At 68.3% G+C, this 14,627-nt stretch carries 14 protein-coding genes; 9 read left to right on the top strand and 5 right to left on the bottom strand.

Features of this window, described 5'->3' with window-relative positions:
• Nucleotides 1-8: 8 nt before the first annotated feature.
• Nucleotides 9-776, bottom strand: coding sequence for a siderophore-interacting protein (locus ACLKOY_RS07760; protein ID WP_436453108.1), 768 nt, complete (start codon nt 774-776; stop codon nt 9-11).
• A gap of 102 nt (nt 777-878) precedes the next feature.
• Between ACLKOY_RS07760 and ACLKOY_RS07755 the strand changes: the two genes are divergently transcribed.
• From ACLKOY_RS07755 to ACLKOY_RS07740, 4 genes are read left to right on the top strand one after another with little or no spacing between them, the layout of a single operon-like run.
• Nucleotides 879-1,871 carry a siderophore ABC transporter substrate-binding protein gene (locus ACLKOY_RS07755; RefSeq protein ID WP_436453107.1) on the top strand — a complete coding sequence of 331 codons (993 nt, stop codon included), beginning with the start codon at nt 879-881 and terminating at the stop codon, nt 1,869-1,871.
• 52 nt (nt 1,872-1,923) lie between these two features.
• Nucleotides 1,924-2,913, top strand: coding sequence for an ABC transporter permease (locus ACLKOY_RS07750; RefSeq protein WP_436453106.1), 990 nt, complete (start codon nt 1,924-1,926; stop codon nt 2,911-2,913).
• Complete coding sequence (locus ACLKOY_RS07745; protein ID WP_436453105.1) at nt 2,906-3,931, top strand: iron chelate uptake ABC transporter family permease subunit; 1,026 nt, start codon at nt 2,906-2,908, stop codon at nt 3,929-3,931. The genes ACLKOY_RS07750 and ACLKOY_RS07745 overlap by 8 nt, the downstream gene beginning before the upstream one ends.
• Nucleotides 3,928-4,683, top strand: coding sequence for an iron ABC transporter ATP-binding protein (locus ACLKOY_RS07740; protein ID WP_436453104.1), 756 nt, complete (start codon nt 3,928-3,930; stop codon nt 4,681-4,683). The genes ACLKOY_RS07745 and ACLKOY_RS07740 overlap by 4 nt, the downstream gene beginning before the upstream one ends.
• A gap of 4 nt (nt 4,684-4,687) precedes the next feature.
• Here ACLKOY_RS07740 and ACLKOY_RS07735 read toward each other — a convergent pair whose 3' ends face one another.
• Genes ACLKOY_RS07735 through ACLKOY_RS07725 form a run of 3 tightly spaced genes read right to left on the bottom strand, consistent with a single transcriptional unit; the run spans nt 4,688 to nt 6,622 of the window.
• Nucleotides 4,688-4,885 (bottom strand): hypothetical protein, encoded by a 198-nt coding sequence (locus ACLKOY_RS07735; RefSeq protein WP_312171936.1) that lies wholly within the window; start codon nt 4,883-4,885, stop codon nt 4,688-4,690.
• 37 nt (nt 4,886-4,922) lie between these two features.
• Entirely contained in the window at nt 4,923-5,882 is a 960-nt protein-coding gene (locus ACLKOY_RS07730) for a DNA-3-methyladenine glycosylase family protein (RefSeq protein ID WP_436453103.1), read from the bottom strand.
• A 35-nt stretch (nt 5,883-5,917) separates the two neighbouring features.
• Nucleotides 5,918-6,622 carry a winged helix-turn-helix domain-containing protein gene (locus tag ACLKOY_RS07725; protein ID WP_140036250.1) on the bottom strand — a complete coding sequence of 235 codons (705 nt, stop codon included), beginning with the start codon at nt 6,620-6,622 and terminating at the stop codon, nt 5,918-5,920.
• A gap of 330 nt (nt 6,623-6,952) precedes the next feature.
• Between ACLKOY_RS07725 and ACLKOY_RS07720 the strand changes: the two genes are divergently transcribed.
• The 5 genes from ACLKOY_RS07720 (at nt 6,953) to ACLKOY_RS07700 (ending at nt 13,938) form a co-directional block, all read left to right on the top strand.
• Nucleotides 6,953-7,261, top strand: coding sequence for a GNAT family N-acetyltransferase (locus ACLKOY_RS07720; protein ID WP_258184399.1), 309 nt, complete (start codon nt 6,953-6,955; stop codon nt 7,259-7,261).
• A gap of 53 nt (nt 7,262-7,314) precedes the next feature.
• Complete coding sequence (locus ACLKOY_RS07715) at nt 7,315-7,782, top strand: DIP1984 family protein (protein ID WP_436453102.1); 468 nt, start codon at nt 7,315-7,317, stop codon at nt 7,780-7,782.
• 329 nt (nt 7,783-8,111) lie between these two features.
• Nucleotides 8,112-9,557 (top strand): MFS transporter, encoded by a 1,446-nt coding sequence (locus tag ACLKOY_RS07710; RefSeq protein ID WP_436453101.1) that lies wholly within the window; start codon nt 8,112-8,114, stop codon nt 9,555-9,557.
• Between the two features lie 109 nt (nt 9,558-9,666).
• Nucleotides 9,667-10,821: an exonuclease SbcCD subunit D gene (locus ACLKOY_RS07705; RefSeq protein ID WP_436453100.1), complete on the top strand. Its 1,155-nt coding sequence runs from the start codon at nt 9,667-9,669 to the stop codon at nt 10,819-10,821.
• Between the two features lie 72 nt (nt 10,822-10,893).
• Complete coding sequence (locus ACLKOY_RS07700; RefSeq protein ID WP_436453099.1) at nt 10,894-13,938, top strand: AAA family ATPase; 3,045 nt, start codon at nt 10,894-10,896, stop codon at nt 13,936-13,938.
• Nucleotides 13,939-13,990: 52 nt separating this feature from the next.
• Here the strand turns inward: ACLKOY_RS07700 and ACLKOY_RS07695 are convergent, their stop codons facing one another.
• Nucleotides 13,991-14,548, bottom strand: a complete 558-nt coding sequence (locus ACLKOY_RS07695) for a phosphorylase family protein (protein ID WP_436453098.1) — start codon at nt 14,546-14,548, stop codon at nt 13,991-13,993.
• Nucleotides 14,549-14,627: the final 79 nt, after the last annotated feature.

Below are 14,627 nucleotides of genomic sequence, written 5' to 3'. Positions count from 1 at the left end.
GCGCGGCACTAGTGCGGCGCGTGGTACTCGGCTTCGCCGCGCTTCCAGTAGCCCTTGACGACCGCGTTCGCGGAGTCGATGCCCCAACGGTCGAGCAAAGCGCGGCCGGGCTTGACGATCGACTGCTCGGCCGCGATGAACACGAACGGGTCGTCACCGGTCGCCTCTTCCGTCGCCAGGTCGTCGAGGAACGCGATGAGCGCGGACCCGGAGGGTGCGTCACCCCGATGCAGCCATTCGATGTCGACGGGCGCTTCGATGTCGATCTCGCGCCCCGCCGATACCGTCTCGATCACGATCCGGGCCGGAATGCCCGCGGGGATGAGCGCCGCGAAGCGCCGGATCGCGGGGATCGCCGTCTCGTCTCCGACGAGCAGCCAGGAGTCGGGGCTGCCGTTCAGCACGGCCGACCCGCGCGGCCCGCCCACGCCGATGGATGAGCCCAGAGGGGCAGTCGCCGCCCAGGGCGCCGCGACACCTGAGTCGCCATGCACGGCGAATTCGATGTCGAGCCAGTCCTCACCCCAAGCGAGCGGTGTGTACTCGCGACTCGGCGCAGCCCGCATCTCCTCGACGGATCCCACGGGGCCCGCAGGGAAGAACAGACGCATGTGGTCGTCGGAGCCGGGGGACTCGAAGCCCTCGAGGTCGCCGCCCGTGAGGCGCACGCGCACGAAGTCGGGTGCCAGCCATTCCCGGGCGCTCAGCGTGACGGTGCGGAAGCGCAGATCGAGGCCTCGGCGCTCGATGGAGAAACCGGATTTCGTATCGCTCATAAAGTAAGGCTAACCTATCTTCGAGGCGGAGTTAGGGGAACCTAAGTCCGCCTGTCCTGCGCCGCCCGCGCGCACCAATCACCGCAGAACAGGAGTCTCTCCATGTCCATGCCCAGAATCCTCAGCGCCACGAGCGTCGGTCTCGTCGGTCTCCTCGCCCTCGCCGGCTGCGCTTCCGGAGCCGAAGCCGAGCCGGCCGAGACCGCGCCCGCCGCCGACTCGGTCACGATCGAGGACAACACCGGATCGCATGAGATCGCCACTCCTCCCGCGTCCGTCGTCGCACTGGACAACCGGACCTTCCAGACCCTCTCCGACTGGGGTGTCGAGCTCTCCGCCGGCGCGGTCGCGCTCATGCCCGACACCGTGTCATACCTCGACGACGACTCGATCGTCGACATCGGCCTGCACAGCGAGCCCGACCTCGAGGCGATCGTCGCCGTCGAACCCGACCTCATCATCAGCGGACAGCGCTTCACTCAGCACAACGAGGCCATCTCCGAGCTCGTGCCCGACGCCACGATCATCGATCTCGAGCCTCGCGAGGGCGAGCCCTTCGACGAGGAGCTCAAGCGGCAGGTGACCGTGCTCGGCGAGATCTTCGGCAAGCAGGATGACGCGCAGGCACTGGTCGACGACTTCGACGCGGCGGTCGAGCGGGCGAAGGCCGCCTACGACGACGCCGACACGGTCATGGCCGTGAACACCTCGGGTGGCGAGATCGGCTATCTCGCCCCGACCGTGGGTCGCTCGCTCGGGCCGATCTACGACATCCTCGGGCTGACCCCGGCACTCGAGGTCGCCGACGCCTCGGACGACCACCAGGGAGACGACATCTCGGTCGAGGCGATCGCCGCCTCGAACCCCGACTGGCTCCTCGTGCTCGATCGCGACGCCGTCTTCGCCGCAGCGACCTCCGACTACGTGCAGGCATCGGAGATCCTCGAGAACTCCGAGGCGCTCGCCGGCGTCACGGCCGTCGCTGACGAGCAGATCGTCTACATGCCGACCGACACGTACCTGAACGAGGGCATCCAGACGTACACGACGTTCCTGAACGACTTCGCCGACGCCCTCGAGGCCGCACAGAAGTAGGTCGCTCGGCGGCATCCGCTCGAAGGCGGATGCCGCCGGCCGGCGTCTCACGATGACCCGCACCGCGTTCTCCACCGAGCCGCCCCGGTCTGCCGGGCGGCTCTTCGACGTCAAGCTCCTCGTCGGCATCCTCGTCGTCGTCGCCCTTCTCGTCGTCTCCCTGTTCACCGGGGTCTACGACATCGCCGGGGCCGCTGACGGTGCCGAGATGTTCCAGATCACTCGCGTCCCGCGCACGATCGCCCTCGTCCTCGCGGGGGCCGCGATGGCGATGGCCGGATTGGTGATGCAGCTCCTCACCCAGAATCGCTTCGTCGAACCCACGACCACAGGCACCACCGAATGGGCAGGGCTCGGGCTGCTCGCCGTGATGGTGCTCGTGCCGAACCCCTCGATCCCGCTGAGGATGGCAGGCGCGATCATCGCGGCCTTCATCGGCACCATGGTGTTCTTCGCCTTCCTGCGGCGGGTCTCGCTGAAGTCGTCTCTCATCGTCCCGATCGTCGGCATCATGCTGGGTGCCGTCGTCGGGTCGGTGTCGACCTACTTCGCGCTCGCGACCGACTCGCTGCAGGCTCTCGGGGTCTGGTTCGCAGGCAGCTTCACCTCGGTGCTCCGCGGACAGTACGAGATGCTCTGGATCGTCGCGATCGTCGGAGTCGTCGTCTTCATCGTCGCCGACCGTCTCACGATCGCAGGGCTGGGGGAGGAGATCGCCACGAACGTCGGGGTCGACTACAACCGGGTGATCCTGCTGGGCACAGTGCTCATCGCCGTCACCACGGGCGTCGTCACGGTGGTCGTCGGCAACCTTCCCTTCCTCGGGTTGATCGTGCCCAACATCGTCTCGATGGTCCGCGGCGACGATCTGCGCAGCAACCTGCCGTGGGTCTGCCTGCTCGGCGTCGCGATCGTCACGGTCTGCGACATCATCGGACGGACGATCATCATGCCGTTCGAAGTGCCGGTGTCGCTGATCCTCGGCGTCGTCGGCGCGATCGTCTTCATCCTGCTCCTGCTGAGGCAGCGTCGTCATGGCTAGCGCGACAGCGGTCGGCACCCGCACCTCCGGATCCTTCACGACGCCGCGCGCGCGGCGTCGGTACGTCATCGTGCTCGGCATCCTCGTCGTCCTCTCCGTGGCCTTCGCCTTCGCTCTGCTCGCGTGGGAGAACCCGATGCCGATCGGATCGCCCGGATTCTGGCGCATCGCGAAGCTCCGGGTGACGAACGTGACCGTGATGGCCGTGGTCGCGGTGGCGCAGGCGATCGCGACCGTGAGCTTTCAGACGGTCACCAACAACCGCATCATCACGCCGTCGATCATGGGATTCGAGTCGCTCTATCGCGTCGTGCAGACCACCACGGTGTACCTGTTCGGCGTCGCCGGTCTTGTGGCGATCCAGGGTGTCTGGCAGTTCGGCCTGCAGGTCGTGATCATGGTGGGGCTCGCGATGGCGCTGTACGGATGGCTGCTGTCGGGGCGCTACGGCAACCTGCAGATCATGCTGCTCATCGGGATCATCATCGGCGGGGGCCTCGGGGCGATCTCGACCTTCATGCAGCGGCTGCTCACGCCGAGCGAGTTCGACGTGCTCGCGGCGCGACTGTTCGGCAACGTCTCCAACGCCGACGCGTCGTATCTGCCTCTCGCGATTCCGCTGTGCGTCGCGGCCTCGGCGCTGCTCTGGATGAGGTCCAGGAGACTGAACCTGCTCGCGCTCGGCCCTGACGTGTCGCGTTCGCTCGGACTCGACCACAAGCGCGAGCTCTACATCGTGCTCTTCCTCGTCGCCGTCCTGATGGCGACATCGACCGCGCTGGTCGGGCCCATGACGTTCCTCGGCTTTCTCGTCGCGACCCTCGCCTACCAGTTCGCCGACACATACGACCATCGACTCGTCTTCCCCGTGGCCGTGCTCACGGCCTTCACGATCCTCGCCGGGGCGTACTTCGTCATGAAGAACGTCTTCTATGCGCAGGGCATGGTCTCGATCCTCATCGAGCTCGTCGGCGGAACCGTCTTCCTCATCGTCATCCTCAGAAAGGGCAGGCTGTGATCACACTCGACGGCGTCCGCCGCGACTACAGCGACGAGGTCGCGATCGGCCCCGTGGACCTCGAGATCCCCGCCGGCGGGATCACCGCGCTGATCGGTCCCAACGGCGCGGGCAAGTCGACGCTGCTGACCATGATCGGACGGCTCGGCGGCATGGACGCCGGGGCGATCGAGATCGCGGGATTCGACGTCGCGACCACGAAGTCGAAGGACCTCGCGAAGATCGTCTCGGTGCTCCGCCAGGAGAACCACTTCGTGACGCGGCTCACCGTGCGCCAGCTCGTCGGATTCGGGCGCTTCCCGCATTCGCAGGGCCGGCTGACCCGCGACGATGAGGAGATCATCAGCAGAGCGATCGACTTCCTCGACCTCGGCGACCTGGAAGGGCGCTATCTCGACGAGCTCTCCGGCGGCCAGCGACAGCGGGCCTACGTCGCGATGGTGCTGGCGCAGGACACCGCGTTCGTGCTGCTCGACGAGCCGCTCAACAACCTCGACATGAAGCATGCCGTGCAGATGATGAAACACCTGCGTCGGGCGGCTGAGGAACTCGGGCGGACGATCGTGATCGTGCTGCACGACATCAATTTCGCGGGGCACTACGCCGATCACATCTGCGCCATGAAGGACGGTGAGGTGGTGGAGTTCGGTCCACCCTCCGAGATCATGACCGGCGAGGTGCTCACTCGGGTGTTCGACACCTCGGTGCAGGTGGTCGAGGGCCCCTCCGGTCCGCTGGCCGTGTACTACTGACGGCTCAGAGCTCGACGCCGTGGTCTTCGTCGTTGACGCCGGCGTTGCGGCCGCGGCGGGATTCGTAGCCGATGAACCAGCCGAGCCAGACGATCGCGGCCAGCAGGATGCCGAGCCAGACGTTCTGGAAGATCAGGCCGATCACGACACCGAGGATGAGAAGCCCTGCGGTGACGGAGAATCGGAGTAGGTTGCGCGACATGGGCTCAGCCTACGGGCGATCCTCTCATCGGGGGAGGTCAGCGACTGCGGTGGTCTTCGGGGGAGAGCCGTGGCCCCCGGCGGGGCTCGCTCACTCCACTCGCGAAGATGAGCCGGATGACGCGCTGGCGGTGGCCTGCCCACGGGGCGAGCAGATCGAGCATCCCGTCGTCATCGGTGCGATGTCCGGTGAGCGCGTACCCGACCTCATGGGCCAGGTGGTAGTCGCCGACGCTCACCGCGTCCGGATCGCCGAGTGCCCGGATGCGCGTCTCGGCCGAGGTCCACACACCGATGCCGGGGAAGCTCGTCAGCACACGGTCGCGCTCGTCGCCCGTGGATGCGGCCAGCAGCGCGCGGGACATGCTGTCGGCCCGCTCGGCGACTCGCACGATGGTCTTCGACTGCGGCGGCTGCACCGCGACCCGATGCCAGTCCCACGAGGGGATGCGACGCCACTCCGCCGCGGTCGGCGCGGTGTACATCGGGCGCGGGGTCGGGCCGGGTGCGCGCTCGCCGAACTTCGTGACGAGCAGCCTCCAGGCGCGGAAGGCCTCGAGACCGGTGACCTTCTGCTCGATGACGGCGCACGCGAGGGCATCGAACACCACGCCGGTGCGAGCCAGACGGATGCCGGGCGAACGGCGGGCGACCTCGGAGATCAGCGGATGGTGCGAGGGATCGAAGCCAGACGGGTCGTCGCCTGCGCCGCATAGGTCGGGCACGGTGTCGAGCGCGTGATCGGCGCCGCCGCCCCACGCGGTGGCCCTGATCTCTCCGCCCTGTGCGCGCAGCGCCAACGTCGCGGCGCCGAGCGGAGTCCGGAGGGTGCGCCAGATCACCGGACCGTCGAAGACCATGGTCGGGTCGCCGGGGCCTCGCCGCAGCATCCCGACCGTCGAGCGGAGATCGACGGGTGCCGCGGGTCGATACACGGTCTCTCGCGGTGCACCGGACGGAGCCGCGTCGGCGGCTCCGGCATCCGCGGTCAGGGTCATGCGCCCCACCATACGTGGCGGGCCTGACACTCGGATCAGAAGCGGTCGGGCGAGGGGGTGCCGTGGCCGTAGCGGATGACGACGTCGGCGTGACGGTCGAAGCGGTAGCCGATGCCCCGCACGGTGCGGACGATGTCTTCGTAGCGGCCGAGCTTCGCGCGCAGACGCCTCACGTGCACGTCGATCGTGCGCTCGCCGGGGGTCTCGTCGTCCTGCGCCTGCCACAGTGCCGAGACGAGTTCGCTGCGCTCGATCGTGCGCCCCTCGCGGAGCACGAGGTACTGCAGCAGCTCGAACTCCTTGTAGGTGAACGCCGCGGACTCTCCGTCGATCAGCACGCGCTTGCGCGAGATGTCGACGACGACGCCGCCCTCTTCGTCGGTGGTCTCCTCTTCTGCGGCGGCCTTGGTGCGCGCGATGGCACCGGGTTCGTGCAGCGCCAGACGGACGACGTCGAGATCGCGGCCCCCAGATCCGTGTGGGGCGAGTGCGACGGTCGCGTGCGTCTCGGCGCCGGGAGCGAGCTCGGCGAGAGTGCGGCGCAGGGCGTCGACCAGGAGCGGAAGGCTGACTCCGGCTTCGGCTGCCTTGATCTCGTCGAGACCGACGTAGAGGGCGAAGCCGCGGGGCGAGCGGACGGCGGGAAGATCAGCGTCGAGCGGGGCGGCCGCGGGTGCCGATGCGGCGGTGCGGACGGTTGCGGTGGCGGCGGGACGCTCGAGAAGTGCGGTGTTCGACATGATGATGAAGTCCTCAGGACGTGAGCCGGGAAGAGGCTCTGATGCGTTGCATGAATGACCGGGCGAGCCGGAAGAGCGAGCAAAGGGTGGATGCTCGATGACCCATACCTCGCAGATCGCGAGAAGTCAGGTCAGACGGAGTGGCTGTTCGTTCAGCGACACATTCGGCAACACATGCCAACGCGACCGGGCATCATCATCCCGGCAGTCCTGTTCGCCTCCTGGGCGGACAAAGGGCTTGCGTTGGTAGTCATGGGGGGATTATGTCGGAAGAAGTCCGCGCGTGTCAAAACGGCCGACCGTGGTGGGGGCGGGCGTAACGTGGTGAGGGTGACCATTTCGACGCTCGCATCCGGTTTCATCCTCACCGACGAGAAGGACGCATCGCGGTACACGCTGACGCGCGACGGGCAGCTGGTGAGCGTGCTCGACTACCGCGACGACGGACGCACGATAGCCCTGACGAGGGCCTTCACGATCCCTACTTTCCGCGGCCACGGCTACGCGGGGACTGTCGTCGAGGGGGCAGTCGCCGACATCGAGGCGCGCGGAGATCGAAAGGTCGACGCGGTGTGCTGGTACGTCTCCGATTGGTTCGAGGCGCACCCCGAGCACGCCGCTCTCCTGCGATCGCGCTGACGCATCGTTGTGTGACGCTGTGTTACACGGTGGCGCCCTGACAGGATGAAGCCATGAAACTCGCAGAGGCACTCACCGCCCGCGCAGACCTGCAGCGCCGCATAGAGCAGCTGCGTGCGCGCATCACCGCGAACGCCAGGTACCAGGAGGGCGAGGAGCCCGCAGAGGATGCTGCCGCCCTGATCGTCCGAGCGGATGCCGATCTGCTGCTGCTCCGCGACCTCATCAGGCGGATCAACGCGACGAACTCGCGTCTGGATCTGGGTACCGACGGAACCATGACCGATGCTCTGGCCGCCCGCGACGTGCTCCGGCTGCAGCACTCGCTGCTCGCGGACGCCGCCGCGGCGGCATCCGGGGCGAACGACCAGTTCCTGCGTCAGATGCGGTCGGAGCTGCGTCAGATCTCCGCGCTTCCCGTCGCCGAGCTGCGCTCGCGCGCGGATGCGGTCGCGCAGGAGCTGCGCGAACTCGACAATCGGATCCAGCAGGCGAACTGGCTCCACGATCTGGAGGAGTAGAGCGGAAGTCGGTAGTCACGACGAGGCGGGCACACCCCCAGCCGGAGGGGCAATTCCGGCTCATGTTGGGCGAAGGGCAGCCCGGACTCGCATCGCGCAGCCCCGCACGCCGCACATGTGACCGCGCATCGCGCATCTTGCATCACCACGTGTCGATCATCGTGACGAGGGTGGGTCAGGGGACCTTCCGCTCGCGATCCCACAGCCTCATCTCGGGTAATATGGTTTCTCTGCTCAGCCCCGTCGGCTGAGGTGGTCAGGCGCTCATGGAGCGCGCTGGTCCGAGGCTCGAAACCTCCGGCATCGTCCCCGACACCGGAGGTTCTTCCATGTCATCGTCCCTGCGCGCCCGCCCCCAGACCCGGTGGTGGGCGCTCGTCGTCATCTCCCTCACGCAGCTGATCGTCGTTCTCGACGGCACGATCGTGAGCATCGCCCTGCCTCAGGCCCAGGCGTCTCTCGGCATGAGCGACGGCCAGCGTCAGTGGGTCGTCACGGCGTACGCCCTGGCCTTCGGCGCACTGCTCCTGCTCGGTGGTCGCATCGCCGACTACGTCGGGCGCAAGCGCGTCTTCATGATCGGGATGGTGGGCTTCGGCGCCGCATCCCTCTACGGCGGCCTCGCGCAGTCGGGGTGGGAGCTGATCCTCGCTCGCGGCCTGCAGGGCGTCTTCGCCGCACTTCTCGCTCCGGCGGCTCTCGCGCTGCTCACCGTGACCTTCCCGTCGGGGCGTGAGCGCAACACGGCGTTCGCGGTCTTCGGAACCGTCGCGGGAACCGGCGCTGCCGTCGGCCTGCTGCTGGGCGGATTCCTCACCGAGTTCACCGACTGGCGCTGGTGTCTGCTGGTCAACCTCTTCTTCGTCGCGATCGGCCTCGTCGGCGGAGCGCTCTTCCTCACCGAGAGCAAGGCGGAGGGCGACAACCGATACGACGTCTGGGGTGCGATCACCGTGACCCTCGGTCTCGGATCGCTCGTCTACGGCTTCAGCCTCGCCGAGAACGGCTGGGGCGACCCGCTGACCATCGCGTTCCTCGTTCTCGGTGTCGTTCTGCTCGCCGTGTTCGTGTGGGTCGAGAGCCGCGTGTCGCAGCCGCTCCTTCCGCTGCGTGTGGTGGCCGACCGGGTCAGGGGCGGTGCCTTCCTGATCCAGGGAGTCGCCGGCGCGATCATGATCGGCGCCACCCTCTATCTGACCTTCCACCTCCAGTTCGTGCTCGGCATGGGCGCACTCCAGGCGGGAGCGGCGACCCTTCCGCTGCCGATCGCGACGATGATCATCGCTCCCATCGCGACGAAGCTCCTCACGGTGATCGGGCCGCGTCCGATGATGATCGTCGGGCCGCTCATCGCGGCAGCCGGGCTGTTCCTCCTCTCCGGGATCACCCCCGATGGGGCGTACCTCGTGCAGATCGCGCCGGGGCTCGTGCTCCTCGGCATCGGAATGGGCTTCGTATTCATCCCGCTGCAGAACCTAGCTCTGACCGGAGTCGCACCGCACGACGCGGGCATCGCATCGGCCGTCGCCAACTCGGCCATGCAGATCGGCGGATCCATCGGACTCTCCGTGTTCACGGCCGTGTACGCGGCGTCGGTGGGCGGGCATGCGCAGACCGAGCTCTCCCCGTCGCGGCTGACCGACGCCTACGGATGGGTCTTCATCGTCGCGTCGATCCTGATGGTCGTCGCTGCCGTGATCGCCGCCGTCATGGTGCGCGGCACGAGGGACGAGCTGATGCCGTCGCAGCCGGGGCTCGCGGTCGGCGCGCACTGAGACGTCCGCGGCATCCGTTCCGCTCGGGTTCCCGTCATTTCGGGGGCCAGGAACGGATGCCGCGGCACGCCTGGGGCCGAATGTCGGTGGGGGTTCGTAGCGTGTGAGTATGCGAATCCTGCACACCTCCGACTGGCACATCGGCCGCACCTTCCATGGCAACTCGACCATGGACGCGCTGGCCGAGGTCCTCGGAGCGCTCACGGTGCAGGTTCGCGAGAACGCGGTCGACGTTGTCATCGTCGCCGGCGATGTCTTCGATTCGGCGACGCCGGCCGGCCCGGCGTACACGCTTCTCGGCGATGCACTCGTGGCGCTGCACGAGACGGGCGCCCGCGTGATCGTCACGAGCGGCAATCACGATTCCGCCGCTCGACTCGGGTTCCAGGCGCGGCTGCTCCGCGACGGCATCCACGTGCTGACCGATCCGCTCGCGATCGGCACGCCGGTCACGCTGAGCGACGCCGATGGCCCTGTGCACTTCTACGGCATCCCGTACCTCGAGCCGGCCATCGTGAGACAGCACTGGATCGGAGCCGATCTGCGGACGCAGGCGCAGACGCTGTCTCATGCGATGGATCTCGTCCGGGTGGGGATGCAGGCGCACCCGGGGCGATCCGTCGCGATCGCGCACTGCTTCTCCGCCGGAGTCGACGCCACGGTCGGTCTCGAGCGCGAGGTGCGGCAGGGTGGTCTCGACGTCGTTCCGCTGTCGGTCTTCGACGGCCCAGACTATGTCGCCCTCGGGCACATCCACGGGCGCCAGCAGATCAGCGAGCGGGTGCGCTATTCGGGCGCTCCGCTGCACTACAGCTTCGGAGAGCAGCACAAGCCGCGCGGTTCGTGGCTGGTCGACCTCGATGCCACCGGCCTCGCATCGGTCGAGTGGCTCGATCTGCCCGTCCCTCGTCGCCTGGTGACCCTGACGGGCACCCTCGACGAGATCCTGTCTCCCGAGAACATCGCGGCGCACTCCGACGACTGGGTCTGCGCGGTGTACACCGATGCTCTCGCCCAGACCGAGCCGATGCGTCGCCTCCGCGAGCGGTATCCGCACTGTGCCATGGTTCAGCACCAGCCGGCTGAGACATCCGCGGAGGTCGAGCGCTCCTATGTCGATCGGCTGCGCGGTGCTGTCAGCGACCCCGAGCGCATCGAGGCCTTCCTCGAGCACGTCCGCGCGGGCCATGGTGCCACCGAGCGCGAGGGCGAGCTGATCCGCGAGGTCCTCGACGACCGCGTCCGCGCCGAAGCCCTCATCTGATCCGGTGGCGACTCGATACAGTCCGGTGGCGCGTCACCGCGATCATGCTCCGAGAGTGAAGAAGGTGCTCTGATGCAGCTGCACCGACTGGAGGTCGAAGGATTCGGCCCGTTCCGCGAGCGGCAGACCGTCGACTTCGATGCGTTCGCCGACGACGGGATCTTCCTGATCGCCGGGCGCACAGGTGCCGGCAAGTCCAGCATCCTCGACGCCGTCTGCTTCGGCCTCTACGGCGGAGTCCCGCGATACGAGGGTGGCGAGAAGCGGCTTCGCAGCGATCACTGCGAGCCAGACGACGTGACCGAGGTCGTGGTGGAGTTCAGCACTCCGGCAGGTCGATACCGCGTCATGCGTTCGCCCGAATACGAGCGCCCCAAGAAGCGCGGCGGGGGCATGACGGTGCAACCCGCAGCCGTGCAACTCCACACGATGGTCGGCGGCGAATGGATCGGTCTCGCCGCGAAAGAGCGCGAGGCCGCCTACGAGCTCGACGAGATCCTGCAGCTCAGCCGCGAGCAGTTCCTGCAGGTGATCCTGCTCGCGCAGAATCGCTTCTCGGAGTTCCTCCTCGCGGGGAGCAAAGAGAGACAGTCGTTGCTGCGGCGGCTGTTCGGCACCGAGCGGTTCGAAGACGTGCAGGCGCGGTTCGACGAACGACGCAAGGCGGCCGAGCAGGCCCTCGGGGCACGCCTCGCAACGGTGTCCGCCCGCCTCGACGAAGGCGAGCGGCTCGTCAGCAACGCCGACCTCGGGCACGACAGCAGTGCTGATGTCGGCCACGACAGCGACCCCGACCTCGGCCACGACAGCGGGGGGCAGGGAGATGACAGGGGCGCGATCGAGTCAGAGCCTGTCGCGGTGACGAGCGAGGAGCGCCTCGACGGTCTCCGCCGTGCGAAGGCTCGCGCCGATTACCGCGCGAAACGTCGAGCGGCCGAGCGCCTCGAGGCGGAGAAGCAGTCGGATGCCGCAGACGCCGCGCTCGCGATCGCGCGCGAGGAGCAGCGGGCGCAGATCGAGCGAAATCGGGCCAGGGCCGCGCTCGCACGCCTCGAGGCAGACGAGCCGCACATCGCCGCTGCGCGCAGCGAGCTGCAGAACGCCAGAGCTGCAGAGTTGCTGCGGGGCCCGATCGCGACCGCGGCAACGGCGGCGGAGGCGCACGAGACGGCACTCGAGGCCGAGGAGCGAGCGCGAGCGGCCTGGGAGGCGCACGACATCGTCGCGGACGATCTCGCCGAATGGGCTGCCGACCGCACCGCGCAGATCGGTGCCTGGCAGCGGGCGGCGGAGCTGGAACGCTCTGCGTCAGCCCTCGATGCCGAGTTCGCTGCGGCCTCCGATGCAGTCGCGGCGGCGACCACGCGCATCGAAGCGACAGAGGCCGATCGTGTCGCTCTTCCCGCACAGCTCGACGAGCTCACACTCGCGCGCGACGCGGCGAGGCAACTCGCCGGTCGCGTCGGAGACCTGGCCGCAGCGCGGGATGCTGCTGCAGTTCGGCATGCGGCGGCGCTCGAGGCAGTCCGTCTCAGAGCCGCCCATGGCGACGCCGAGCGGGAGCTCGCCGACGCGAGTGCGGCGCTCGCTGCTGCTCAGGCAGCGCTGGCTCAGCTCAGGCAGCGTCGACTCGACGGATTCGCGGGGGAGTTGGCGACATCGCTGCACGAGGGTGAGGCGTGCCCGGTATGCGGGTCGCACGAGCACCCGGCTCCCGCCGTGCATGCCGATCCTGTCTCTGCCGACGACGTCGACGAGGCCGAAGCCGCACGTGACGCCATCGCGCAGCGCGAGCGAGATGCGGCGGAACTGACATCGACACTGCGCGCCGACCTCGCCGCGGCGATCACCCGCGCAGACGGTCGAGAGGTCGAAGAGGCCCGTGCCGACCTCGACGCGGCGACAGCCGCGCACGCACAGAGCACGGATGCATCCGATCAGCAGGCCGCGCTCGAGCAGCGGCGTGAGATTCTGCTCGAGCGCATCCGCCGCCTCGACAGCGACCGCGAACGCGATTCCGCGGCGCTGGCTGCAGCGCGCGAAGCACACGCGCTCGTGGCGCAACGCGTCGCCGATACGCGGGAGGCGATCGCCGAGGCGAGAGGATCCTACGAGTCCGTGGCGGAGAGGCTCACGGCGATGCGCGTCGAGGTCCAGGACGCTCTCGCGCTCGTCGAGGCGGTCGCAGAACGGACGCGCCGGGCCGAGGCGGTGACCGTTGCGAAGGCCGAAGAGGACGCGGCGCTGGAAGCATCGGAGTTCGACGGCGTCGCTGCGGTCGAGCTGGCACTCCGTACCGCCGCCGCGCAAGCGGCTCTCGAGAGCCGAGTCACTCAGCACTCCGTCCAGCGAGAGAAGGAGCGCGCGATCCTTCTCGACCTCGAGCTCCGCACACTTCCGGAGGAGACGATCGATCTCGGTCCTGCCGAGCTGCTGTCCCTCACCGCGCGGCAGCGCTGGTCCGCCGCGGTCGCCGAGGCAGGACGGGCGGCAGGCGTGTCAGAGCAGCTCAGCGCGGTCATCGAGGCCGCGGCATCCGAGCACGCCCGCATCGCAGACGACGCAGCCGACTACGAGGTGCTGCGAGGACTCGCCGACACGATCGCCGGGCGAGGGGCGAACGCGCGAAAGATGACGCTCGAGACGTTCGTCCTCGCCGCCGAACTCGAAGAGATCGTCGACGCGGCGAACCGTCGACTCAGCGACATGTCGACCGGGCGCTATCAGCTGCGCCACTCGGATGCGCTCGCCGCCCGCGGGGCTGCATCAGGGCTCGGCATCGTCGTGTTCGACGCATTCACCGGCCAGACCCGGCCCGCGCAATCGCTGTCGGGAGGCGAGACCTTCCTGAGCTCCCTCGCCCTCGCTCTCGGACTCGCCGAGGTGGTCACGGCACGAGCCGGCGGCATCCGTCTCGACACCCTGTTCATCGACGAGGGGTTCGGATCCCTCGACGGCGACACGCTCGATGTCGCCATGCGCACGCTCGACGAACTACGACAGGGCGGCCGCACCGTCGGTGTCATCAGTCACGTCGAGGCGATGCAGGAGCAGATCCCCGCGCAGCTCCGGGTGCGTGCGACGTCGAGCGGTCCGAGCGTGATCGAAGCGCGCTGAGACTGGGCGCGTCCCTCGCGGGAGGGAGCAGGATTCAGTGGACGCCTGTCCGTCAGACGCCGTACTCCCGGCGGATCACCTCACGCAACTGAACGCTGCATCGCGCGATCGCCTCGCGGAAGTCGACGAGCGCGCCGTCTTCTGCCCGGTCGGAGATCGCGCGGAACGCGCGGATCGGCACTCCGAACTGCTCGGCGACCCAGATGTACGCGTAGGTCTCCATGTCGACCAGACCGGCACCGGAAGGGCGGATGACGGCAGTGATGCCGGCATCGCCGACGAAGCTGTCGCCGGTCGCGATCAGCACGCCCTCGCGGCCGGTCGACACGCGCGCGGGCAGCGACACATGCTGACCCGCGACACCGTCGAGATCGAACACGTCGTGCTGCAGCGCGCTGCCGATCTCATGCACGGTCGCGTCGAGTTCAGGGTCGATGCCGCCGGCCGTCCCGACGACCACCACCTCGGAGTACTCCTTCGCGTCGAGCGCGCGGGTGAGGCCGAACACGGCCTGCATCTTGCCTTCGCCCGTGACGAGCTGGTCGAATCCCTCGAGCTCCTCCGGGAACGCTGCGAGTTCGGAGGCCATGGCTGCGACGAGAAGTTTCACTCCGCCATCCTGCCAGGTCGATCGGTCGCCGCGAAGTCCTGCGCGTGCGACCGACGTCATCTCGATGTAACACTGGAGG

The sequence above is a fragment of the Microbacterium sp. K2 genome, assembly GCF_051365005.1.
Taxonomy (GTDB): domain Bacteria; phylum Actinomycetota; class Actinomycetes; order Actinomycetales; family Microbacteriaceae; genus Microbacterium; species Microbacterium foliorum_B.
Note: the sequence above shows the minus strand (reverse complement) of the source record. Positions and strands in the feature narration are given on the sequence as shown.

Bases quoted from the DNA above. Each gene is read 5' to 3' on its own strand.
- ACLKOY_RS07750 (WP_436453106.1), top strand. From the start codon at position 1,924: ATGACCCGCACCGCGTTCTCCACCGAGCCGCCCCGGTCTGCCGGGCGG.
- ACLKOY_RS07710 (WP_436453101.1), top strand. From the start codon at position 8,112: ATGTCATCGTCCCTGCGCGCCCGCCCCCAGACCCGGTGGTGGGCGCTC.
- ACLKOY_RS07700 (WP_436453099.1), top strand. From the start codon at position 10,894: ATGCAGCTGCACCGACTGGAGGTCGAAGGATTCGGCCCGTTCCGCGAG.
- ACLKOY_RS07755 (WP_436453107.1), top strand. From the start codon at position 879: ATGTCCATGCCCAGAATCCTCAGCGCCACGAGCGTCGGTCTCGTCGGT.
- ACLKOY_RS07705 (WP_436453100.1), top strand. From the start codon at position 9,667: ATGCGAATCCTGCACACCTCCGACTGGCACATCGGCCGCACCTTCCAT.
- ACLKOY_RS07735 (WP_312171936.1), bottom strand. From the start codon at position 4,885: ATGTCGCGCAACCTACTCCGATTCTCCGTCACCGCAGGGCTTCTCATC.
- ACLKOY_RS07745 (WP_436453105.1), top strand. From the start codon at position 2,906: ATGGCTAGCGCGACAGCGGTCGGCACCCGCACCTCCGGATCCTTCACG.
- ACLKOY_RS07760 (WP_436453108.1), bottom strand. From the start codon at position 776: ATGAGCGATACGAAATCCGGTTTCTCCATCGAGCGCCGAGGCCTCGAT.
- ACLKOY_RS07725 (WP_140036250.1), bottom strand. From the start codon at position 6,622: ATGTCGAACACCGCACTTCTCGAGCGTCCCGCCGCCACCGCAACCGTC.
- ACLKOY_RS07730 (WP_436453103.1), bottom strand. From the start codon at position 5,882: ATGACCCTGACCGCGGATGCCGGAGCCGCCGACGCGGCTCCGTCCGGT.
- ACLKOY_RS07715 (WP_436453102.1), top strand. From the start codon at position 7,315: ATGAAACTCGCAGAGGCACTCACCGCCCGCGCAGACCTGCAGCGCCGC.